Annotated in this window: 19 protein-coding genes and 4 pseudogenes; 16 read left to right on the top strand and 7 right to left on the bottom strand. The window is 61.6% G+C overall.

Annotated elements, in window-relative coordinates; translation table 11 throughout:
- Window positions 1-516: 516 nt before the first annotated feature.
- Window positions 517-858, top strand: coding sequence for a single-stranded DNA-binding protein (locus tag BN2475_RS27440; protein WP_094782597.1), 342 nt, complete (start codon window positions 517-519; stop codon window positions 856-858).
- A gap of 65 nt (window positions 859-923) precedes the next feature.
- Here the strand turns inward: BN2475_RS27440 and BN2475_RS27435 are convergent.
- Window positions 924-1,793, bottom strand: a pseudogene (locus BN2475_RS27435) (LysR family transcriptional regulator); the annotation flags it as partial.
- Between the two features lie 120 nt (window positions 1,794-1,913).
- Between BN2475_RS27435 and BN2475_RS27430 the strand changes: the two are divergent.
- The 4 genes from BN2475_RS27430 (at window position 1,914) to cuyB (ending at window position 8,065) form a co-directional block, all read left to right on the top strand.
- Entirely contained in the window at window positions 1,914-3,680 is a 1,767-nt protein-coding gene (locus tag BN2475_RS27430) for an acyl-CoA dehydrogenase family protein (RefSeq protein WP_094782596.1), read from the top strand.
- Window positions 3,677-4,915 (top strand): CaiB/BaiF CoA transferase family protein, encoded by a 1,239-nt coding sequence (locus BN2475_RS27425; RefSeq protein ID WP_094782595.1) that lies wholly within the window; start codon window positions 3,677-3,679, stop codon window positions 4,913-4,915. The genes BN2475_RS27430 and BN2475_RS27425 overlap by 4 nt, the downstream gene beginning before the upstream one ends.
- Before the next feature lie 94 nt (window positions 4,916-5,009).
- The gene (locus BN2475_RS27420; RefSeq protein WP_094782594.1) at window positions 5,010-6,359 is read left to right on the top strand and encodes an MFS transporter; all 1,350 of its coding nucleotides are present in this window, start codon (window positions 5,010-5,012) and stop codon (window positions 6,357-6,359) included.
- Window positions 6,360-6,535: 176 nt separating this feature from the next.
- A complete protein-coding gene (gene cuyB / locus BN2475_RS27415) occupies window positions 6,536-8,065 on the top strand; it encodes a cysteate racemase (RefSeq protein ID WP_094782593.1) in 1,530 nt (509 codons plus the stop codon).
- Window positions 8,066-8,103: 38 nt separating this feature from the next.
- Here cuyB and BN2475_RS27410 read toward each other — a convergent pair whose 3' ends face one another.
- Entirely contained in the window at window positions 8,104-9,144 is a 1,041-nt protein-coding gene (locus tag BN2475_RS27410) for a GDSL-type esterase/lipase family protein (RefSeq protein ID WP_245841626.1), read from the bottom strand.
- A 656-nt stretch (window positions 9,145-9,800) separates the two neighbouring features.
- Window positions 9,801-10,643 (bottom strand): substrate-binding domain-containing protein, encoded by an 843-nt coding sequence (locus tag BN2475_RS27405; protein ID WP_094782592.1) that lies wholly within the window; start codon window positions 10,641-10,643, stop codon window positions 9,801-9,803.
- Between the two features lie 300 nt (window positions 10,644-10,943).
- Between BN2475_RS27405 and BN2475_RS27400 the strand changes: the two genes are divergently transcribed.
- Window positions 10,944-12,446 (top strand): GMC family oxidoreductase N-terminal domain-containing protein, encoded by a 1,503-nt coding sequence (locus tag BN2475_RS27400; RefSeq protein WP_094782591.1) that lies wholly within the window; start codon window positions 10,944-10,946, stop codon window positions 12,444-12,446.
- A 16-nt stretch (window positions 12,447-12,462) separates the two neighbouring features.
- On the opposite strand, the pseudogene BN2475_RS35840 reads toward BN2475_RS27400, so the two are convergent.
- Window positions 12,463-12,540, bottom strand: a pseudogene (locus BN2475_RS35840) (integrase); the annotation flags it as partial.
- A 125-nt stretch (window positions 12,541-12,665) separates the two neighbouring features.
- Here BN2475_RS35840 and BN2475_RS27390 point away from each other — a divergent pair.
- A complete protein-coding gene (locus tag BN2475_RS27390; RefSeq protein ID WP_094782589.1) occupies window positions 12,666-13,157 on the top strand; it encodes a VOC family protein in 492 nt (163 codons plus the stop codon).
- Window positions 13,158-13,522: 365 nt separating this feature from the next.
- Here BN2475_RS27390 and BN2475_RS36610 read toward each other — a convergent pair whose 3' ends face one another.
- Window positions 13,523-13,873, bottom strand: coding sequence for a GNAT family N-acetyltransferase (locus BN2475_RS36610; RefSeq protein ID WP_425435573.1), 351 nt, complete (start codon window positions 13,871-13,873; stop codon window positions 13,523-13,525).
- A 20-nt stretch (window positions 13,874-13,893) separates the two neighbouring features.
- On the bottom strand, window positions 13,894-14,508 hold the full coding sequence (locus BN2475_RS27375) for a LysE family translocator (protein WP_094782586.1): 615 nt from the start codon (window positions 14,506-14,508) through the stop codon (window positions 13,894-13,896).
- 732 nt (window positions 14,509-15,240) lie between these two features.
- Here BN2475_RS27375 and BN2475_RS27370 point away from each other — a divergent pair.
- From BN2475_RS27370 to BN2475_RS27335, 8 genes and pseudogenes are all read left to right on the top strand, one after another.
- On the top strand, window positions 15,241-16,749 hold the full coding sequence (locus tag BN2475_RS27370; protein ID WP_245841632.1) for a cellulase family glycosylhydrolase: 1,509 nt from the start codon (window positions 15,241-15,243) through the stop codon (window positions 16,747-16,749).
- 99 nt (window positions 16,750-16,848) lie between these two features.
- Window positions 16,849-17,097, top strand: a pseudogene (locus tag BN2475_RS36605) (hypothetical protein); the annotation flags it as partial.
- A 304-nt stretch (window positions 17,098-17,401) separates the two neighbouring features.
- Window positions 17,402-17,632, top strand: coding sequence for a DUF6356 family protein (locus BN2475_RS27360; RefSeq protein ID WP_094782584.1), 231 nt, complete (start codon window positions 17,402-17,404; stop codon window positions 17,630-17,632).
- A 218-nt stretch (window positions 17,633-17,850) separates the two neighbouring features.
- Window positions 17,851-18,039 (top strand): hypothetical protein, encoded by a 189-nt coding sequence (locus BN2475_RS34885; RefSeq protein WP_218023727.1) that lies wholly within the window; start codon window positions 17,851-17,853, stop codon window positions 18,037-18,039.
- Window positions 18,040-18,072: 33 nt separating this feature from the next.
- Window positions 18,073-18,885 (top strand): annotated as a pseudogene (locus BN2475_RS27350) (transporter substrate-binding domain-containing protein).
- A 73-nt stretch (window positions 18,886-18,958) separates the two neighbouring features.
- Window positions 18,959-19,618 carry an amino acid ABC transporter permease gene (locus BN2475_RS27345; protein ID WP_094782582.1) on the top strand — a complete coding sequence of 220 codons (660 nt, stop codon included), beginning with the start codon at window positions 18,959-18,961 and terminating at the stop codon, window positions 19,616-19,618.
- A 36-nt stretch (window positions 19,619-19,654) separates the two neighbouring features.
- The gene (locus tag BN2475_RS27340) at window positions 19,655-20,383 is read left to right on the top strand and encodes an amino acid ABC transporter ATP-binding protein (RefSeq protein ID WP_094782581.1); all 729 of its coding nucleotides are present in this window, start codon (window positions 19,655-19,657) and stop codon (window positions 20,381-20,383) included.
- A gap of 201 nt (window positions 20,384-20,584) precedes the next feature.
- Window positions 20,585-21,337 (top strand): hypothetical protein, encoded by a 753-nt coding sequence (locus BN2475_RS27335; RefSeq protein ID WP_094782580.1) that lies wholly within the window; start codon window positions 20,585-20,587, stop codon window positions 21,335-21,337.
- 108 nt (window positions 21,338-21,445) lie between these two features.
- On the opposite strand, the gene BN2475_RS27330 is transcribed toward BN2475_RS27335, so the two are convergent.
- A complete protein-coding gene (locus tag BN2475_RS27330) occupies window positions 21,446-22,132 on the bottom strand; it encodes a DJ-1/PfpI family protein (protein ID WP_094782579.1) in 687 nt (228 codons plus the stop codon).
- Window positions 22,133-22,221: 89 nt separating this feature from the next.
- Between BN2475_RS27330 and BN2475_RS27325 the strand changes: the two genes are divergently transcribed.
- On the top strand, window positions 22,222-22,569 hold the full coding sequence (locus BN2475_RS27325; RefSeq protein ID WP_245841624.1) for a DJ-1/PfpI family protein: 348 nt from the start codon (window positions 22,222-22,224) through the stop codon (window positions 22,567-22,569).
- Window positions 22,570-22,601 lie beyond the last annotated feature (32 nt).

The raw sequence follows: 22,601 nt of genomic DNA, 5'->3' as shown, positions 1-22,601 counted from the left end.
GGATTCTCGTGGGGCATACGTGCCGTGTTGGGCGCCATCGCAAGTTGCACGGCGCCCCGAAGGAAGTCCCCTTGGGGGGCGCCCCGAAGGAAGTCCCCTTGGGGGAGCGCCCGAAGGAAGCGCTCTTGGAAGGGCCGAGGGAAGTCTCCTTGGAGGAGCGCTCCGAAGGAAGTCCCTCGCGGGGGCGTCCGAAGGAAGCGCCCTTGGAAGGGCCGAAGGAAGTTCCCTTGGAGGAGTGCTCCGAAGGAAATCGCCTCGGGGGACGCCCCGAAGGAAGCCCCCTCCGGGGGCGCATTAACAGCAACCATCTTGCATGGGACCAGAGTAGGCGCTTTGCATGGGACCAGAGTAACGCGCTGAAGCGCGAACTCTGGCCGACAGCTAAAGCGCGAACTCTGGTCGACAGCTTTGCATGGGATGGGAGTAGGTGCTGAAGCACTAACTCCCATCGACAGCTTTGCATGGGATGGGAGTAAGTGCTGAAGCACTAACTCCCATCGACACAGGAGTGGCGTGATGATCGAGGGATTGGTGGGTGGGCGGTTGTATGGTGACGCGCAGGTTCGCACCGGGCAGAACGGCAGGCGTTTTGTGACCTGCAAGGTGCGCGCGACCACTCATGACGGCGACACGATCTTCGTCAACGTGATCGCATTCGACGACGCCGTGCAAGCCGCGCTGCTCGCATTGAGCGACGCTGATAGCATCGCGCTGAGCGGCACCCTGACGCCGAAGGTCTGGACCGACAAGAACGGACTGGTCAAGCCGGCCGTGGACATGATCGCCCACAAGCTGCTGAGCGCTTACGATGAACGCCGCGACCGCGCCGAACGAGGTGCCGAACGAGGTGCCGAATGATGCGCTGAATGTGGCGCCGAATGTGGCGCTAAGTGTGGTGGTGTTTTACCGGGCTTGCCGCCGGCATCGCCGAGATACTCGACGAAGCGGTTCGTGACGGGTTCCGCGTCGCCGCTACGGCGCAACAACAGCACCTGCGATAGCAGCGTCTCGCCGCGCAGCGGTAAAAAGCAGACCCGTGGGTCCTGCACCTGCCGCAACGTATACGGCACCAGCGCGACCCCCATGCCGAAGCCCACCATCGTCACGACGGTCTGCCACAAGCGCGCCTCATGCCGGATCAGCGGACTGAAGCCCGCGCCCACGCATTGCGCGATGATCAGATCGTGGTAGTGCGGTGACACGGTGCGCGGAAACAGAATGAACGGCTCCTGCGCCAGCGCGCGCAGATCGACCCGGCGCTTGCGGGCGAGCGGATGATCGGCCGGCAGGCAGCACAGGAAAGGCTCGGAAAAAAGCGGCGCGGAAGTCACGTCGGATGGGAAATTGCCCCAATGCGCGCAACCCATGTCGATCTGCATGCGCTGGATCGCGTGCACCTGCTCGCTGGTATTCATTTCCTTCAAGACGATTTCGACCCCCGGGTGGTCGGCCTCGAAACGGCTCACCGCCTGCGGCATGCCACGGTACAGCATCGAATTGACGAAGCCGATCCGCAAGCGGCCGGCGAGGCCATGCGCCGAGCGGACCGTGATGCGCTCGGCTTCGCCCGCCTGCAACAATAGGCGGCGCGCTTCGCCGAGCAGCACCTGGCCGGCGTTGGTCAGCGCCACCGACTTGTTGGTGCGCGCGAGCAACTGCACGCCCAGTTGCTCCTCGAACTTGCGAATGTCGAAGCTGAGGGCCGGCTGCGAAATGAACAAACGCCTCGCGGCGCGGCCGAAATGCAGCTCCTCGGCGACTGCAACGAAATAGCGCAATTGCTTCAGGTCCATGGCAGTCTCCACTTTTATCGATAATCCGCGTCTATCGTACCGGACATAAGTTGTATTAGACGATTATCGAAGCCGCTTCTATGCTGCGTCCACTAAGGAGACAGGCATGAGGAGACAAGCATGAGCGAAATCACCGCGCAGCCGGCCCACGGCTCATCCAACATTCCCGACAGCCGGGGCATCAATTTCTTCACCAGCGATCCCGATCTGGCCCGCCTGCTCAGGCTGCATCTTGGCGATACGCTGTACCAGGAGCTCGAAAGCCAGTTCGTCTCGCTCGGCCAGCGCGCGTCCGATGAACTGGACGCCTGGGCGCTGTCGGCCGACAGGAACCCGCCGCAGTTGCGCCATCGCACGCGGCGCGGCGAAGCGCTGCAAAGCATCGACAAGCATCCGCACTACGTCGCGCTGGAGCGCGTCGCTTATTCCGAGCTCGGTCTCGCGTCGCTGAGCCACGCTAGCCGCGACGGCGAAAAGACTCCGCCGCCGCTCGTGAAGTACGCGCTGACGTTCCTGTTCGTGCAGGCGGAGTTCGGCCTGTGCTGTCCCGTCAGCATGACCGATTCGCTCACCCGCACACTGCGCAAGTTCGGTGCGCCCGAGCTGGTCGCGCGCTTTCTGCCGATGCTGGCCTCGCGCGATTTCGACACGCTGTTCCAGGGCGCGATGTTCATGACCGAACAGGCGGCCGGCTCCGACGTCGCGCGCATCGCCACGCGTGCTGCGCTTCAAACCGATGCGCACGGCGAAGCGGTGTGGCGTCTGTACGGCGACAAATGGTTCTGCTCGAACGCCGACGCCGATCTCGCGATGGTGCTCGCGCGTCCCGACGACGCGCCGGCCGGCATCAACGGTCTCGCTCTGTTCCTGCTGCCGAAAACACTGCCGGACGGCTCGCGCAACGCGTACCGGATCGTGCGTCTGAAAGACAAGCTCGGCAGCCGTTCGATGGCGAGCGGTGAGATCGTGCTGGAAGGCGCAGTGGCGTATCTGATCGGCGAGGTGGGGCGCGGTTTTCATCAGATGGCCGACATGATCAACATGTCGCGCCTGTCCAACGGCGTGCGCGCCGCGGGCTTGATGCGCCGTGCGCTGACCGAGGCATTGCACATCGCGCGAAATCGCGAAGCGTTCGGCCGCAAGCTGATCGACATGCCGCTGATGCAGCGGCAGCTCGTCAAGATGATGCTGCCGGCCGAACAGGCGCGCTCGATGTTCATGCAGATCGCGCTGCTGCTCGGAGAGGCCGACGCCGGCGACCGTCAGGCGGCCAAATGCGTGCGCATCCTCACGCCATTGATCAAGTTCCGCGCGTGCCGCGACGCGCGCCGCGTCACCGGCGACGCGATGGAAGTGCGTGGCGGTACCGGCTACATCGAGGAATGGAGCGACGCGCGTCTGGTGCGCGACGCGCATCTCGGTTCGATCTGGGAAGGCACCAGCAACATCGTCGCGCTCGACATCGCACGTGCGGCGAAACGCGACGGCGCGCTCGAATCGTTGCGCAGCTGGTTGCAGGATCTGCTCGGCGCGGCCGGGCTGCCCGCCGTCAGCGTCGCGTTGCTGCGCTGGACGTTGGCGCGCGCTTGCGATGCGCTCACGCGCGTCGCCGACTCTGGCCGCGACGAATGGGTGCGGCAGGCCGGCTCCGCGCTGTATCACGCGAGCAGTGCGGTGCTGATGGCCTGCGAAGGCGCGCGCCTCGCGCCGGATTACCGGCGGCTCGCGCTGGCGCATCTGGTGGTGCAGCACAAGCTGCTGCCGTCCGATCCGCTCGACCTGCGCAGTGCGGACGATGAAATCGAAGTGATCGATGCGCTGGTCGCGGGCCGCGACATCACGCTAGACCAGTCGCTGCGACTGCTGCCGGCAGGAGGCGCGCAATGACCGCCGCCGCGCTTCACGGCCAGCGCAGCCACGGCGCATTGCAAGGTATCAAGGTCGTCGATCTGAGCCGCGTGCTCGGCGGCCCGTACTGCACACAGGCGCTCGCCGATCACGGCGCCCAGGTGATCAAGCTCGAACCGCCCGACGGCGACGAAACGCGCGGCTGGGGTCCGCCGTTTTATGGCGACACCGCGTGGTACTTCGCCGGTGTGAACCGCAACAAGCAAGGCATCGCGGTCGATCTGTCGGGCGACGAAGGCCGCGCGATTCTGTGGAAGCTGCTCGAAGACGCCGACGTGCTGGTCGAAAACTTCAAGCCCGGCACGCTCGCCCGCTGGGGCATGGATTACGAGCGCGATCTGCGCGCACGCTTTCCGAAACTGATTCATTGCGCCGTCTCGGGGTTCGGTCCCGACGGCCCGCTCGGCGGCTTGCCCGGCTATGACGCCGCGATCCAGGCAATGACCGGTCTGATGAGCGTGAACGGCGAGCGCGACGGTCCCGCCACGCGCATCGGCCTGCCGGTCGTCGACATGGTGACGGGCCTGAATGCGCTTGCCGGCATTCTGCTCGCGCTGGCCGAGCGCGCGACGAGCGGCCTCGGGCAGTCGATCGATATCGCGCTGTACGACTGCGGCGTGTCGCTGCTGCATCCGCATCTGCCGAACTATTTCGGCTCGGGACGCACGCCGCAGCGCAGCGGCAACGCGCATCCGAACATCACGCCCTACGACAGCTATCGCACCGGGACGGCGCCGATCTTTCTCGCGGTCGGCAACGACCGGCAGTTTGCGCGGCTGTGCGCGCATCTCGGCGCCCCCGAACTCGCCGACGATCCGCGCTACGCCGACAACCGCAGCCGCTGCGCGCATCGCGAGCCGCTGAAGGCCGCGCTCGAAAGTCTGCTCGCGGCGCACGAGTGCGAGCCGCTCGCGCATGCGCTGATCAACCTGGGCGTACCGTGCGGGCCGGTGCAGAACGTCGACGTGGTCGCACGGCATCCGCATACGTTGCATCGCGGCATGGTGATCGAGCTGGGCGACTATCGCGGCACCGCGTCGCCGATCAAGCTGTCGCGCACGCCGGCGACGTATCGCAGCGCGCCACCGGCACTGGGCGCCGACACGCGCGACGTGCTCGACGCATTGGGTATCGACGCGGCCACCCAGCAGCGTCTGTTCGAAGCGGGCGTGCTCAGGGCCGACACGTCCACCGCCGAGGCGCTCAGGACCTGACGCTTGCGGCATCCCGGCGACGGCACGCAGACGCTACACAGACGACACACAGACGCGCCGCGCCATTCAGAACAATGATCTTGGAGACACCGACATGCATCGCGAGCCAGACGATCACGCCGCCAGCCGGCGATACACTGGGCAACCCGCCGGACAACGCACCGCACAACCCACCCGCGCGGCAGCCGCCGCGTTCGTCGGCACCACCATCGAGTGGTACGACTTTTATATCTACGCGACCGCATCCGCGCTGATATTCGGCAAGCTGTTCTTTCCCGGCAGCGATCCGTTCTTCGCTACGCTGGCGTCGTTCGGCACCTTCGCGGTCGGCTTTTTCGCGCGACCCTTCGGCGGCCTGGTGTTCGGCCACCTGGGCGACCGCATCGGCCGCAAGAAGGCGCTGGTCGCGACACTCGCGATCATGGGCGTCGGCACGGTCGGCATCGGCTTCCTGCCCACCTACGCGAGTGCCGGTACGTGGGCGCCGGTGCTGCTGGTGCTGCTACGCGTCGCGCAGGGGATCGCGATCGGCGGCGAGTGGGGCGGCGCGGTGCTGATGGCGAGCGAACATGCGCCGCAAGGCAAGCGCACGTTCTTCGCGTCGTTCGCGCAACTCGGCAGTCCGGCGGGCCTGATCCTGTCGCTGCTGGCGTTTCGCGCAGTGGCGTCGATGGACAAGGACGCGTTTCTCGATTGGGGCTGGCGCCTGCCGTTTCTCGCGAGCGCGCTGCTGCTGGTGGTCGGCCTGCTGATCCGCGCGGGTGTCGATGAATCGCCCGAGTTCAGCGCGCTGAAGGCGCAACGGCGGGTGGCCGCGCTGCCGGTCGCCGAAGTGCTGCGCGATGCGTGGCGCACCGTGCTGCTGTGCCTGGGCGCGAACGTGATCGGCGTGGCGGGCGCGTGGTTCGTCAACACGTTCATGCTCAATTACACGACGCAGACCCTCGGGCTCGATCGTTCGCTGATTCTCGATTGCCTGTTCGTGGTCGCGTTCATCCAGTTGTTCACGCAGTTGGGATCGGGCTGGTTCGCGCAGCGCATCGGCACTGGACGCTTCCTGAAAAGCGCGGCGGGCCTGGCGATGCTGTCGCCGTATCCGATGTTCGCGCTCGTCTCGACCGGGCGGCCGGTGGCGATCGTCGTCGGCATCGCGCTGGCGGTGATGTGCATGTCGAGCTCGTACGCGGTGATGGCCGGCTTCATGTCGACCGCGTTCCCGGTGCGAGTCCGGTATTCGGCCATTTCGTTGTCCTACCAGGTGTGCGCCGCGTTGGCCGGCGGCCTGACGCCACTGATCGGCGCCGTGCTCGCCCACCGCTATCCGGGCGCATGGTGGCCGCTCGCCGTGTTTTACAGCTGGCTGGCCGGGATCTCGCTGGTGTGCATCGGCACGCTCGAACGCCGCAAGCGCGGCGCGGCGCACGGTGTGGCCGAGGCGGCGTGAGGTCGCGTAAGGTAACGTAAGGCAGGGTGTTGTGCGGGCCGTGCCGCCCGTGCAACACAAAGCAATGGGTTTTCGTGGTTAACCCCACGTCATGCGCGCTCGACATGGTGTCATCCTCAAGCGCGCAACGCCGCCTGCGATCAAGGCGGACGAACAAAAATGACGGGGGAAACATCATGCATCGCTTTCGTTCGCTGGGTGTGGTGACGGGCACGGCACAGCTCGCCAGCGCCGACATCCTGAGCAGGATGAGCGGCCTCTCGTGCCGCTCCGGCGCGGCGCAGCCCTTCGACCTGGTGCTCGAGCCGCGCGTGTGGCAAGGGCCCGTTGCGGCGCACGCGGCGAATGCGGCGAATGCGGCGTTCAGGATCCATGTGTTCGACCTCATGCGCGGATTTGAAAAGCGCGGTGTCGATGCGATCGTGCTGCCGTGCTTCCTCAGTCATACCTTCATCGACGAACTCTCGGCGAATCTCGCCGTGCCGGTCGCCAACATCATGACCGCGCTCGCGGCGCACGTGCGGAGCACGTTCGTGTCGGCGCGCCGCATCGGCGTGCTGACTTGCGCGGCGGTCCGTGAAAACAGCCTTTTTGAGCGCTATTTCGAAGCCGGTCGGTTCGACGTGCTGTATCCGCGTCACGCAACGGGTGTCGATTGCGTGACGAGCGCCGTGTATGGCGACGAGGGCATCAGGAACGGCCGCCTGTCTGGCCGGCCCGTCGAGTTGTTGCGCGCAGCGTGCGCGGACCTGATCGCGCAGGGCGCCGAGGTGATCGTGCCGGGGTTGGCCGAGATCGGTCTCGTGCAGCGGGCGCTCGGTCCATTCGAGGTGCCGCTCGTCGATACCAACCAGGTCTACGCGCGCTATGTGGCGACGGCCCAGTATTCGCAACCGCAACGGCGGGTCAAGATGGGCGTGCTGGGCGGAGTCGGGCCGGCCGCGACCGTCGATTTCCTCGCCAAGCTGGTGCGCAATACGCCGGCCGCGTGCGATCAGGACCATATCAGGCTGATGATCGAGCACAATCCGCAGATTCCGGATCGCACCGACGCGCTGCTCGGCAACGGCGACGATCCGACGCTCGCGCTGTATGCCGCATGCAAGACGCTCGAGGAAGGTGGTGCGGATCTGATCGCGATTCCGTGCAATACCGCGCACGCGTTCATCGAGCGGATCCAGCCGGCATTGGGCATTCCGATCGTCAATATGCTGACCTGTACCGCCGATTATCTGCGCGAGACGTTTCCGGGCTTGCGCGAAGTCGGCGTGCTGGCCACGTCGGGCACACTGGCGAGCTGTGTCTACGAGCAGGCGCTCGAAGCGCGCGGCATCAGGCAGGTCGCGCCGACAGCGCCTGCCCAGGCGCACCTGATGAACGCCATCTACGGACCGTGTGGCGCGAAGGCGGGCTACACAGCGGGCGAGTGCGTGGACCAGCTCGCCGTCGCGGTCGACGACCTGGTCGGGCAGGGCGTGCAGGTGATCGTGCTGGCGTGCACCGAGTTGCCGCTGCTATTGCGCGACGCGGTGCTGGCGTGCCCGGGTGGCCGGATGGTACGGCTCGTCGATCCGACCGACGTGCTGGCAAGACGTTGCGTCGCGTATGCGCTGGGTGGGCACGCACATGATGCGGCATCGGGGGTGGCGATGCCGGCGGTGGGGAGGCTTGGGGGCCGGCTTGGCGTGGAAAGCGCGTACGGCTAGCGGTGGCTGGTGGCTCGCCGTTGCCGCACTACACCTCGTCACTTGAGGCTATTGAGGTCCAATGCATCGGCGATCGCCTGCATGCCAGCGTCGTTCGGATGCAGGTTATCGCCACTGTTAAAAGCCGGCAGGAAAGAGGCTGGGTCGGCGGGATCGCTCGCGGCGCGAGCCTGGTCCAGCACCGCATCGCAGCCGCTCGACGGGCTCAGCACAAACGCGTTGATCTCTTCGCGTGCAGCTTCGATCGCGGGTGTCCAGAACGGCGTGCCGCGAAACGGTGTCAGCGTAGAGCAGATAACTTTGACATGGACCAGATGCGCACGGGCGATCAACTGTTGATACGCGGCGATCAGATCCTGCGCGCTGGCTGGTGCCGGGGTATTGAGGTTGTTGACGGCATCGTCGGAGACGATAGTCCACTTCACTCCCGGTTGGGCCAACGCGTCGCGATTGAAGCGATTGAGGCCCGCTTGGCCCCCGCCATCGGTTAAAAAGTTATTGCCACTGATTCCCTCGTTCAGCACACCGACCGACATGCCGGCGTTGAACAGGCGCACGGCAAGATCGTTCGTCCAGCGGCGATTAGCGTTGCTGCTGGATGCGCTCCCTTCGGTGATCGACGCGCCGAATGCCACCACCGCGCCCGTTGCCTGCGCGTTTTGGACATCGACGTTCGTCAAAAAATAGTAGGCCTGACCGGCAGGGTTAGTGGTGAAGCCGGTGAAGCTTGGATCGGCACCGAGGTTGCCCGGCGCGACATAGACGTCCTGTAGCGAGCCGTCGTGGCCCGTCGACTGCGGTGGTATTTGGCCGGGCAGATACAGGCTGACGGCAATATCCGCGAGTGGCGGCACGTCGAAGGGAACAGGGTCGCTTGTGATTGACGCACCTGCGGGCAGCGTCACGCTTGGTTGGCTTCCGAACGTCAACGTTCTGGTGCTGCTGGCGACCGTAGTGGGACCGCGGTCGCGCAGGGCAACATAAACGTTGCCGATTACGACTGGCGCGCTCCCGTAAAGGTTCGACAACTGCACACGCACGGCAGACCCGCCAATGCTGGTGTGCACGATCTGGCGCACGGTCTGGTTGTTAAAGCCCTGTGCAACAGTGATCCATGGTGCGACAGCCCAGGTACCGGTCCACGGGACCGATGACGCGGCGATCGGTGCCGTGCCACCAGATGTTCCTCCAGTACTACTCCCCGATGTTCCGCCGGAAGTGCTTCCCGATGTTCCGCCAGAAGTGCTTCCCGATGTTCCGCCGGAAGTGCTTCCCGATGTTCCACCGGAAGTACTCCCTGATGTTCCATCGGAGCTCGCTCCCCCGCTCGCGCCAGCTCCGCTCGCGCCACCACCTCCACCTCCACCGCAGGAAAGACAGACCGTCGCGAAAAGCATGACCAGCGCGCTTCGAGGCCACGCGCTGGCGCGATCGGCCAAACCTTGCAATCGGTCCATGGATACCTCTCAAAGCGGGTCAGGCGGAGCGCAAGAACGTCAACCTATGCTTGACGCTTCGACGAAACGTGCACTTTTATACCCACGAGTCTCCTTGCGTCGGACAATCACACCGACAAAAGCGCCAGCTACGATCAGCTTGCGGACGTCGGTTGTCCTGGGCGGAGCCGACGTTCCAATGTCAGTTTGAGAGAAAGGTCGAACGGCAGATGATGGACCGATTACGGAAAGTCGCCGGCCACTCAGGTCGAAACGGCGCATAGGACACGCGTTCTCGCTCACTTCGCTGGCGTCGCCGAAAGCGGTTCGAGCCCGGTCCTCGCAATCGCGGGCGCCGCGTCCGGCGACGACAGAAAATGGATCAGCGCCTCTGCGCCGGCCGGATTTTTCGCATTGGTGGCGATGCCCCCGGAGAACATCGTGTACCTCTGCATTTCGGCGGGCAAACTGCCGACCACCGTCACCCCCTTCACCGGCAACAGTTCGACGACCTGCTGAATGCCGATCTCAGCGTTTCCATTCGCGACGGCATCGGCGACCTGCGCGACCGGAATCATGCGGCTCTTGCTCTCCATCCGCCCCGCGATGCCGAGACGCCAGAACAGTTCGCCGCCGACATAGACGCCAGTCGGGTCGTCCGGATAGACGATCGACTTCGCTGCGAGCAGCGCTCGCCGCAATGCGTCGGCCGAGCTGATATCCGGCTTCGGCGTCCCTTCGCGAACCACCATGCCGATCGGCGAGCGTGCGAGGTCCACCTTGCTGGCAGGCAAGACCGTGCCGGCATTGATCTGCTGGTCGAGCGCATACCCGACCACGATCAGCACGTCGGCCCACTCGCCGCGCGCAAGCCGCACGGGGATCGCATTCGCGGCCGTACCCGCCGCGGCCCCCCAGACGGTGATTAGCTTACGACCGGTCGCCTCCTCGAATTGCGGGCCCAGTTCGCGATAGGCTGACGCAAACCCGCCCGAAATCATCACCTTGACTTCGTCTGCCAATGCGGCCCCGCAGCCTAGTAACGCACCTGCTACGCAGAATGCGAGTGCGCGAATCCTCAGCTTGCCGGTGGTCACGGCCGCGCCCCAATATCGATCGGATGATCCAGTCCGGACCTGCATCGAATCCGGATGCCAATCATGATGTTAGCCGGCATTGGGTGCGGCAGCGAGACTGCCGCAAACCGGTCAGCTTCACACTACCGCCGTCGACGGGCGCTGTTTGTTAAGCGTTGTTCGACGCGCTGTTCGACGCGCTGTTCGACGCGCTGTTCGACGCGCTGTTCGACGTGTAGTCGACCGGACCAACTTGACCAGATTGTCGTGACCATGGCGTGAGGGCGGACGCTGAGATAAGCTGCCGCTCGAGAGTTACACCGTGTCACAGTGAGCTTCTATCCTGATCAGTCGAGTCGACTCAACATGACCACAACCACGACAGACGTTGTCATCATTGGCTCTGGGATGGGTGGAGCGACCGCAGCGCTCGGTCTTGCCCCAACGGGAGCGAACATAACGATTCTCGAACGAGGCTATCAAATCGCACCGAGTGCGCACAATCGCGATGCTCGTGCTGTCTACCAGCGCAATCACTTCAAGGCGGACGGGTTCTGGTATTTGCCTAACGGCGAAGCCTTCGCAGCGGGCAATCGTTTCTGCCATGGTGGAATGACGAAGTTTTACGGTGGTGTCCTGTACCGTTTTCGCGAACGTGATTTCGATGGCGTGTCCCACGCCGAGGGCGATGCGCTTCCATGGCCCATTCGATACGCTGAACTGGAACCGTGGTACGAACAGGCTGAACGCCTGTATCAGGTTCGGGGCGATAGCTTGCAAGACCCGACCGAACCGCCACGCAAGACCAACCTGCCGTACCCGCCCGTTCCCGATGAGAAAGCAATCTCGCACGCGCGTGCTCGCTTTGAAGCCATCGGCCTTCATCCCAGTGCGTTGCCGCTAGGCATTGACCTTGGCACCTGGCTCAAGCACGGCAAGACGGGTTGGGATGGCTTTCCCGGCGCCCGGGAAGGCAAGATGGACGCCGAGAACTGCGCGCTGATCCCTGCGCTCAACTATCCGAATGTGAAAATCAACAGTGGCGCCGTGGTGCAAAGGGTACTGTTTTCCCCCGACGGAAAACGCGCGGTCGGCGTCGAGTATGAATCCGATGGCCAAACGCAGCGCTTGCGTGCAGATGTTGTCGTCCTTGCGGCGGGTGCCATTCCGACTGCAGCCATTCTTTTAGCGTCCGATATCGACCGCACAATCAACCGTTCAGGACAGGTAGGCCGCAACCTGATGGCGCATAACCAAAGCATCGTGATCGGCTTTGACTGGCGTTTCAGGAACGACTCGGTTTACCAGAAGACGTTCGCGATCAACGACTTCTATCTGTCCGATGGAGCGGGCGGCCCGCCCCTTGGGAATATCCAGGCCCTTGGGCGCGTTGACGGCGCCATCCTGAAGGCGGGGCTTCCCCGCGTTCCAGAGTGGTTGCTTGGCAGGATTAGCAAGCACACGCTCGACTTCTTCCTGAATAGCGAAGACCTTCCGCACGAGCGAAACCGCGTGCGACTGGATGGACGAAAGCTTGTCCTCGATTTCGGCCATCGAACCAACATGCTGGCTCACAGACGTTTGACCAGGCGCTGGAAAGATTGCCTGCAAGATGCCGGATTTCATCGCACGGGTTCGATGCTGTTCGAGCGTCAAGGTCCGGGTCACCAGTCCGGCACCGTTCGGATGGGCGATGATCCAAATACCGCGCCATTAAATCGTTGGGGGCAGGCACACGAGTGTGAAAACCTGTTTATCACCGATGCGAGCCCGTTTGTTTCTTCTGCCGCAGTCAACCCTGCGTTGACCGTCGCTGCTCTGTCGCTTCGGGCGGTTGGGAAGATCAGGGATATGTTGCTCAAGGGGTAGACTGCGACGGCGGTCTTGACGCGATCCACCGGTGGACCAGCCGGGCGTATTGTCGCGTCGACAAGTGTGGCGAGTCGTGAATTCTGTTCGGGAACGGGCAACCGTTCAATCCCGACGTCAGAGCGGATGCCGAACGTAATTTTGCCGTGGTATCCAGCGTGCGGCCGCGGCGATAGTATGACGGTAGCCGTCTCATCGATTCCCCCCAGGAGACACGAAATGAGCAGCAAGAACACAATTTGCTTGTGGTACGAAGGCGGTGCCCTTGACGCAGCAAAGTTCTATGCGAAGACATTTCCCGGCAGCGCTGTCGGCGCGGTCCACGAGGCACCGGGCGACTACCCGGACGGCAAACAGGGCGACGTCCTGATGGTCGAGTTCACTGTGATCGGCATTCCTTGCCTCGGGCTGAACGGTGGCCCCCATTTCAGGCACAACGAGGCATTCTCCTTTCAAATCGCGACGGACGATCAGGCGGAAACAGACCGCCTGTGGGACGCGATCGTTCGTCATGGCGGTCAGGAAAGCGCTTGCGGCTGGTGCAAGGACAAATGGGGCGTGTCCTGGCAGATCACACCGCGCGCCCTTACGGCGGCGGTAACCGATCCCGATCGCGCAGCAGCGAAGCGCGCATTCGACGCGATGATGACCATGAAAAAGATCGACATCGCCGCGATCGAAGCAGCACGACTCGGACGAGGCCTGCTGTGAAGCTGATCGGGGAGTGCCCGGCATGTCCTTTCGTGTTGGGTTCCGGGAAGATGCCTGACCGGCCGTTCATGCCCCGACTGCGGCTGTCTCTTCGGTCGTGTGCCTTCGCGCCAGGCTGACGAGCCGCGCGTAAGATATAACTCTGTTGACGACCATTTTCGGGAGGCGACATGAACGCGGTGTGCCCGCTACACGGGCCAACGACCATCGTCGGCACGAATGCCTACGGATTTCCTGTCTATGCGTGCTGCTGCCACGACGTGACCCATGTCACACCCCCGGATGCGTGTACGAGGGCGCCGGCGCAACGCGGACGTGACCGGCCACCCGAAGAACCGAAGACGCGCAAGGAACGGGAGTGACGATCAAGTCCGCTGTATCGGGCCAATGGGCTCACTCCCGTATTGCCAGCACATTGGCCCTTTACCGCGGTAAGGGTTCGCAATCAAGCGAGGGCGGATCCCATTCCCGGCGTGGTCAGGATCGACAGCGACACTGAAAATCCGATCATGTCCATCGCCAGGTTCAACGACGATGAGGCCCACCACTTTGCCTTGCTCACAACCCAGGATAACCTCATCACGTGCGATGCGTGAGGTGTGATCTTCTGTAACAGGCGGTGGAGGGTATCCGGGATCCGGAACCCAAACTGCATGCCCTTTCAGTGATCTGCCGCACGACCGAAAGGTCTGTTGTCTCGGCCACCCTGATTTCAAATTGCATTCGTCCGCCTCCTTCAGTTCCGGCTCGCAATAGCGGCCGCTGCACCGCCGAGTGCAAACGCTCCAACACGATTGGCGATGCGAACCGCGTGTGGTGTCCGCAGAAGCAGGCGCGCTTTATGGGCCAGAAATGTCCAGCTCAAATCGATCGCAGCCAACGTTACGAGGGTGACGAACGAAAGAATGGCCCACTCCTGGAGACCTACGGACGAGAGGTCAACGAGCGACGGCAGCAGGGCGATGTAGAACACCATGATCTTGGGATTACCCAAGGTGACGGCCATGCCCGCTCCGAACATCGACAGCGGTGAAGTCCGACGGGGTAAGTCGTTCCCGACCTCCGCGGCTGGTTGCCGCCACATCTTGAAGGCAAGCCAACACAAGTAAGCGCTGCCAAGCCACTTGATGATCTGAAAACCGGACTGAAAGGTCTGGGCGAACGCCGTCAGCCCTGCCATCGCCATGCTGAGCCAAATCATCTCGCCGATCCACATAGCAGCGACGAAGGGGATCACGCCGCGCCATCCGTTGGTGATGACGCGCGAGACTAGCGCGGCGATGCTTGGGCCGGGAGTACCTGCGTTCAATAGCAATGCACCTGCAAAAATGGCGACGGACAGTGGCTCCATGTCGAATTCCTTGACGAGTTCTCATTGTCGTAAATATATCGAAACCTGAAAAAAACTCAGGATTTAAATCCCATCACGGATCGGCTCTGAGATATTGTCGGCAATCCTGGTCGGTAAATCGAATGTCCCAAACTGGGCCGACTGCACTTCTGCGAGCGCCGGGCAACGATTTCCCTCTGTATGTCGTGTGTAAACGATATTAAATAAAATTTACACAAAATATGCATTGAAAATACTTTCATAAGTATCCAATATGCATATTTTTTACTCACATCTCAATAATGAGCTAATTGGTTTTGGTGGAATTGACGATAGTTGACCTTTTTTAATGTAAAAATTCTTATACTCAATTGGTATGCATTGTCTTAAGGCCAGGTGGCTGAGAGAAAGTGGGGCATCAATTTTTTCCGCCACATTGTTTGATAAGGGTTTTTCCGTCCTGGTTTCATGGCAGTCAAGGCGATTGTGGGGCGATGCTTTTCTGGCTTGCTAAATTTTTATCCGTGTAATTAATGTGTGGCCGATCATGGTAAAAACGGCGGCACGTAGAAAATAGGTTGTGATATCCCGGCGTACGAAGAAGCGACCTTTATATAAGCTATTAATTGGGAGGCGTGAATGATTGTTCGTGTGATGAAATTTCTGCTAAATCGAGCGAAATTTGCGGTGCTGAAAACTCAGGTTGGCCGGTTGAGTTTGGCGAGAGCTGGACTTGGCTGCGGTGTGATCGCCATGGCGCTGCTGGGAAGCCAGATAGCAAACGGCCAAACTAATACACCTGTGCCGGCTATTAACCTGGGTGGTGAAATCAACGATATCATTAACCAGAATCCCAACAACCCGACTCAGGCAATCAACAACTACATGGCCAGCCTGGCGGCGACAAAGGCTCACTGGGTCCGGATTGGCATCAACTGGGCGCAAACCCAACCCTCGCAAACGACGATCAATGCCAGCGATCCTAATCCGGGCACGAGCAGCGGACTAACCTGGGGGGTGGCAGACACGATCATCCGTGCCGCCCGCAACAACGGCTTGCGCGTGCTGGGCGTGATTCTGCTTACTCCTCCGTGGGCCGTGAGTTCAGAATGCTCGAGCAGCTATCAGCAGGCAAACTACGTTTCATCCTGGATGTGCGCGCCGGATCCCGCTCTCTATACCAATTTTGCGCGGGCCGCCGCCAAGCATTACAGCAGCGACAGCTACGGCGGTCAGGTCGATGCATGGGAGATCTGGAACGAGCCCAACTGCGGCGGTGATTTCATGCCTCATGATCCCGCTCTTTACACGACGATCCTGAAGAGCGTCTACCCGGTTATCAAGCAGGCAAATCTCGGCGCTTATGTGTATGCGGGCGGCAGTGCGGAATGCACCACATATCCGAACAACGGAACAGGCGCGCTGCCGTCGAATGGTGTCGCGGGCCTCGTTAATTCGACCAATTCCAGTTATCCCGCGCCTACGCAGTGGGATCCGCGCGACTGGTTGGCGGTGATGTATGCGGACGGCGCTCAAGGGTATTTCGACGCACTTAGCCATCATCCCTACTGCTTCAGCGACGACTGGCAATCGGCACCCGACCAGTGTCCGAGCACGACGCTCAACTCGTCGTTCCCGCAATACTCGAATGCGTTCAACATCATGTGGCACACCTTCACCTCGCCGTCCTACGCCTGGCCAGCGAGCAATGGAAGTAATACCTTCGCAAGCTACACGGGCACGAGTCTGCGCGACCAGATGACCTCGCACGGCGACGGAGCGAAAGCGATCGTCCTCACGGAGTTTGGCGCGCCGACCACCGGTTCGGATGGCGCGACAAATTTCACGGGGCAATTGGGCGGTTCTTCGGTGCAGTACACGAACGCCAATTTTCAAACCAGTTATCCCTACCTGACACAAGCCAACCAGGCGCGCGAGTATAGTGCGCTGATGGCGTGGATCGGACAACAACCCAAGGGCGCGTATGGTCCCGTGTACGCTTACTGTTATTCAGATATGACATTGTCGTCACCGAGCAGCACGAGCCTCTATGAGCCGTACTTCGGCATCGTGACGCTCGGATCGACAACCGGATCGTCGGGTACGCCTGGTGCCGAGAAGATTGAAGGCACGGCCCAGGCTGTATCGAGTCAGTACTATCCAGCGTGGCCAAATTTCGGTGCCAGCGCAATTGCGGCGGCTGCCGGTACAAGCGGTTACGCGCCAATTGGGCCTGGCTGGTTCAACGCGCAGGGTCAATAGCCGGCCCTGGATAATCCGTCGAATCTGAACGATCTTCGAAGCCTTGCCGGATAAAGCTTCGAGCATTGTTCAGGTTCGACTCAATACTGTTCCTGATTTTCAAATTTAACGCCGCGCGAACGTGAGAGACGCATCCCACAAGGGGACGTCCTTCGAGGCGTGTGCGGCTTCCGCGAGCCGAAACCCGAACTCAAGTCTGTCTGTCTGTCGAGCTTCGACCCGATCCGGCAACACTTCGCGCTCAAGCAACATCTTTTGCGCGCGTCGCTCCACCGCAAACAGCTCGCTGAGCGCTTTGCCGCATGGCATGTTTTCGCCGAACTCGCCCAAAATCCGTCACCCTTCTGAGCAAACAAACGGCTTCGGCAGCATTGTGTCGTCGGGACCGTTTAACTTGACAACACCCTCGGGACCGTTGGAAGGCGAAAAGCCGAGGGAAGGTCCGTAGCGCTTTTCGGGAGATAGCATCTATCGTAGTCGCGTTGTCAGGGGAATTTTATTCTTCCTGTTAAGGGATAAACGGGATTTTTTTTGAAAAAAAATTCTCCCAGCGTTTCCGTAGGATGGCTGACATGCAAGGTGAGGCGGGTGGCGCGAGTCAATGCGTCCGTCGCCGCGCCGCCCCCAACAACAAGACAACGAGGTTTCATGCATGAACCATTTGCTGCGGCTTTTTCGTGCACACCCCAACTCGGTCGACGAGACCTACCTCCAGCATATGGGGGCAGCGTTCTCGTTCGGACTTCCGATGTTTATCGCGTCGCTCGCGCTGATCGTGCATGCACTGTTTCCTTTCCTGTTCGTGAAAACCGGGAGCAACGTCGTGACCGCGCTCCATGAACGCATGGTCACAGCCAGAAAAAGACAACGCGCCAGCCCCTGAGCGACAGCGGGAGTCCACCCGGCGTGAGGGACGATAGCGCACCGCCACAGATCACATGCTGCAGGCATGTTGACGTAGCAGCGTCCGTCGAATTGGCAGGTCACCCAAACTTGACGAGTAACAGCCGGCCGCTGCGATGTGTCTGGCAATGAATAGATAGGCAATCCGAAACATCTTTGCTTCACGGGGTCTACAATCCGGATGCATTTGGCGGCGTGATGAATCCGCCGGTCTACCGGGCATCGACGATCGTCTTCCGCAACATGGAAGACATGGAGGCGCGAGCAAAGGCGATGTCCACGCCGGAGGGCCAGGACGCGACGATGGGCGTGATCACGGCGAACAAGGGGGCGTGGAGCACGGTGATTAAAGACCTGGAGAAGGCATTCCGCTTTCTGCATGCGTAGTAGAGGAAGCACTTTAAATTCACGGAGGAGACAATGAAGTTGAAGAATACGGTTGGTGTACTTTTGCGTGGTGCGGTCATCGCGACTGCATTCAGTTTTGTGAGCGCAAGCGCTCACGCCCAGGATCTCCTCGAAACCGTCAAATCGAGCGGCGTGCTGCGCGTCGGTCTGGAAGGGACCTATCCGCCATTCGATTACAAGAATGCCAGCGGAGAACTCGAAGGCTTTGATGTGGACGTTGCGAAGGCCGTCGCAGCCAGGCTTGGCGTCAAACCGTAATTCATTCCGACCGAGTGGAGTGGCATTCTCGCCGGACTGCAGGCTGGGAAGTTCGACGTGATCGTCAACCAGGTCACCATTACTCCGCAGCGCAAGCAGGCGCTAGATTTCAGTCAGCCTTATACGTTCTCGGCGGCGCAGCTGATTCAGCGGGTCGACGACAAGCGCGAGTTCAACTCGCTCGCCGAGTTCAGTGGCGATAAAAAAATCGGTGTGACGCTCGGTACGAACTATGACCAGATGGCCCGCGCCGTGTCAGGCATCAACGTGCAGACCTACCCTGGTGCCCCTGAAAAGCTGCGCGATCTTTCGGCAGGACGAATTGACGCGACGCTCGACGACCGGCTGATGCTGCCGTACATCATCAAGACTTCGAAACTCCCGCTGCGGGCTGGCGCTGTGTTGAAGGGTGCCGAGCAGGAAATGGGGATCCCGTTCCGCAAGGGCAACCCGGAGTTCGAGAAGGCGATCAACGACGCTTTGAACGCGATGAAACAGGACGGTACGCTGAAAAAGATCTCGATGCACTGGTTCGGCTCCGATGTGACACAGGCCGTCGCCCAGTAAGCGTTCTACATCTTCATCTTTCGTGGCGCCCCGGTTCTGGCCGGGGTGACGCGCCCGCGCGGCGGATCATCTCATGACACCAATCGACCTTGTTATTCACGCGCTGCCTGTCCTCCTGCTGGGCGCAACGGTTACCCTGAAGTTTGCCCTGGCCTCGGCGGTGCTCGGCCTGTTTGTCGGCCTCATCGTCGCGATCATGGGGATCAGTGGTCAGCCCGTCATCACGGGCATCGCGCGTGCTTACGTCAGCCTCATGCGCGGCACGCCACTGCTCGTGCAAATTTTCGTCGTGTACTACGGGTTGCCAGATATCGGGATTTCCCTCGATCCGACAAGCGCAGGCATTCTCGCGTTGACGGCCAATGCCGGCGCCTATCTGTCGGAAAGTATGCGTGGCGCGATTCTCGGGATTGGTCAGGGGCAGTGGGGAGCGGCGCATAGCCTCGGTCTGACTAACCTGCAGACGCTGCGCTATGTGATCTGTCCTCAGGCGTTGCGGATGGCCGTGCCGAGTCTGGGCAACACGCTGATCAGCCTGATCAAGGACACGTCACTGGTGTCCGTGATCACCGTGACCGAGATGCTGCGCGCGGCGCAGGAGGTCATTGCGTCCACGTTTCAACCGCTACCGCTCTATCTCGCTGCGGCGGCCATTTACTGGTTGCTCAGTACCGCGATGTCGTCGGTTCAGCGTCACGTCGAAGTACGGCTCGCAAGGGCGCACGTCCGCTGAGAAAAAGCAGGCAACGCGGAGCATAAGGATATTTTGATGATTGAACTGAACAGTGTATCGAAGTGGTACGGACCGTTTCAGGTCCTGACCGGCTGCACGACCGAAGTGAACAAGGGTGAAGTGGTCGTCGTATGCGGTCCATCCGGATCCGGCAAGTCGACGTTGATCAAGACCGTGAACGGGCTGGAGCGATTCCAGCAAGGCGAGATCGTGGTCGGCGGTCAGTCGGTCGGGGACAAGCGTACTGACCTGTCGAAGCTCCGCGCACGGGTCGGGATGGTGTTCCAGCATTTCGAACTGTTTCCGCACCTGTCCATCACCGCAAACTTGACGCTCGCGCAGATCAAGGTGCTGGGCCGGGATAGGGACACGGCAACGGCGAAGGGCCTCGCGCTACTCGACCGGGTTGGGCTGCGGGCGCACGCCGACAAGTATCCTGGCCAGCTGTCCGGCGGACAGCAGCAACGGGTCGCCATTGCGCGGGCGCTGTCGATGGATCCGATCGCGATGCTATTCGACGAGCCAACGTCCGCGCTGGACCCCGAGATGATCAACGAGGTGCTTGACGTTATGATCGAACTCGCCCAGGAAGGCATGACGATGATGTGTGTGACGCACGAGATGGGCTTCGCGAAGAAGGTAGCCCATCGGGTCCTTTTCATGGACCAGGGTCTTATCGTTGAGGACACCCATAAGGACGCGTTTTTCGACAATCCGCAATCGGAGCGGGCAAAGGAATTCTTGAAGCGCGTGCTGCCTCATTGACTGTTTTCCTGAGACCGCGACTGACAGCGATGGGGCGACCTTTACCCGCCGGAGAGCCGACGAACCCCCGTTCAGCAGTTGATGCACCGGCAAATGTGATTGACGTGTAGAACGGTCTCGAGTCATGGGGCGCTAAAATTGTAGTTGGCTCCGTTCCATGGAACCGAATGCCCCATCCCGATCTATCAACGGCAGGCAACCATGAACACTCACTGCGCGTGTTTCGTTCGTCCGGCGCTGGCTGCAATTTGCGTGGCTTCCCTCGCGACGCTCGCCGCTTGCGGCGGAAACGCCTGCATCGGCCTCAACGGTTGCGGTGGTGCAAACGTGACGCCAACCATCGCTATATCCGGCACGGCCGCCACCGGCAGAGCGCTCGCCAGCGCGACGGTCGGCTTGAGTTGTGTGCAGGGCTCGGGCTCCACCCTGTCCGACGGCGGTGGACACTACACGATCGCGTTCAATGCGACGCCTCCCTGCATCCTCACCGTGACCTCTGGTGGCACGAGCCTGCATTCGTTGGCATTTGCCGGCGGTACCTTCAATCTGACGCCAGAGACCGAACTGATGCTTGTCTACATCGCTTCGCAACTCGGCACGAACGAGAGCGCTCTGATAGCGGGCTTCCCGACCAACGCACAGTTCCAGCAGGTGCTGGCAAACCCGGCCGACGTGCAGGCTGCGCAATCGGTAGTCGTCACAAATCTGCAGCAGCACTATGCGGTCACGCTGACTGCACCTGCGTTTCTGACGACATCCTTTACGGTTGGGCAAGCAGGTGTCGACAGCGATCTGGGCGCGCTAGCGGCAGCAGGGGCTATCGACGCCAATGGCATGCCCGATCAGGCCGCCGTCTCGCTGCTGTCCGCGGCGGGTCGCGCTCATCCGCTTACAGCGACGTCCGTACCTTTGTCCGGCACTGGCAGTACTGGCAGCAACAGCGCAATGATGTGACGTGCGGCGAGCCCGGGGCCATGGAGTCAGCCCCGGTGCCACAAGAGATTGCGCTCGTCTGCCTGGAAGAACTGGCCGGATGTCGAGACGGAGATGCCACTCTACGCGTCAAAGTTTTTGTGCAGCCCGCTGCACCGCTGCGTAGCGATCCGCGCGCAGGCGATCCAGCCGCTCCGTAACAGCCCGCAGGATCTGTGGGGCTGCGCGCTCGGGACGCCCGCAGTCGAACGGTGGCGCTGGCGCGTATTCGATGCCGAGCTGCACCGACTGCGCGTACTCGGCTCCGGCGATGTCGGCCATCACCGAAAGCGCCATGTCGATTCCCGCAGTCACGCCACCACCGGTAATGAGATTGCCGTCGCGCACCACACGGCTCTCGTCCATGATCGCGCCGAACGATGGCAGCAGATCGCGCCACGCCCAATGGCAGGCGGCGCGTTTTCCGCCAAGCAATCCTGCAGCACCGAGCACCAGTGATCCGCTACACACTGACGTGACATAACGGGCTCCATTAGCCAGCCGGCGGACTTCACCGACGAAGGACGCATCGCCCATCGCCTCGATCACGCCGAAGCCGCCGGGAACGCACACGAGGTCCGCCTGCGCAATGTCGGCCAGTCGTTGCACGTTTGTGATCGTGAGTCCGCCATCGGCCCGAATTTCTCCGCCATCAACCGAAGCCATCACACACTGCGCGCCCGGCAAACGCCAGAACACCTCGTAGGGACCTGTGAAATCAAGCTGCGTGATGCGATCGAATAGCGCAAAAACGATGATGAACGGGGAAGCGGTCATGGCGCGAGTCTCCTTCGAGTGGATTGACACTTCGTAGCATCGCGCTCTATCGTGATGGCAGCAATGTCATATACCCAACTTTTCCTGCCATGCCCCACCGCATCGCTGTGCTTGTCTTCCCCGAATTCCAGTTGCTCGACGCGGCTGGACCTGTGGCTGCGTTCGAGGTGGCGAGCCGCTATCGGGACGCGTACTACTCGCTGAAGATCGTGGCAGCGCAGCCGGGTCTGGTGCGTAGTTCGGCGGGCGTGAGTTGGGCATGCGAGAAACTGCCGCCAGCCAACCAGGTGGATACTTTGCTCGTGGCTGGCGGTGATGGCGTGGATGCCGCCATGATCGACGCGCGTACGCGCCGCTTTGTAAGTCGATGTGCAGCGCGTGGAGCACGCGTGACGAGTGTGTGCTCGGGTAGTCTGCTACTGGCCGAGGCTGTGTAAAAACTCGTCCGATCGCCTAGACTGAATCAACC

It is taken from the genome of Paraburkholderia ribeironis (assembly GCF_900019265.1).
GTDB classification, from domain to species: Bacteria; Pseudomonadota; Gammaproteobacteria; order Burkholderiales; family Burkholderiaceae; genus Paraburkholderia; species Paraburkholderia ribeironis.
The sequence above is the reverse complement of the archived record's forward strand: the minus strand, read 5'-3'. Positions and strand labels throughout refer to the sequence as shown.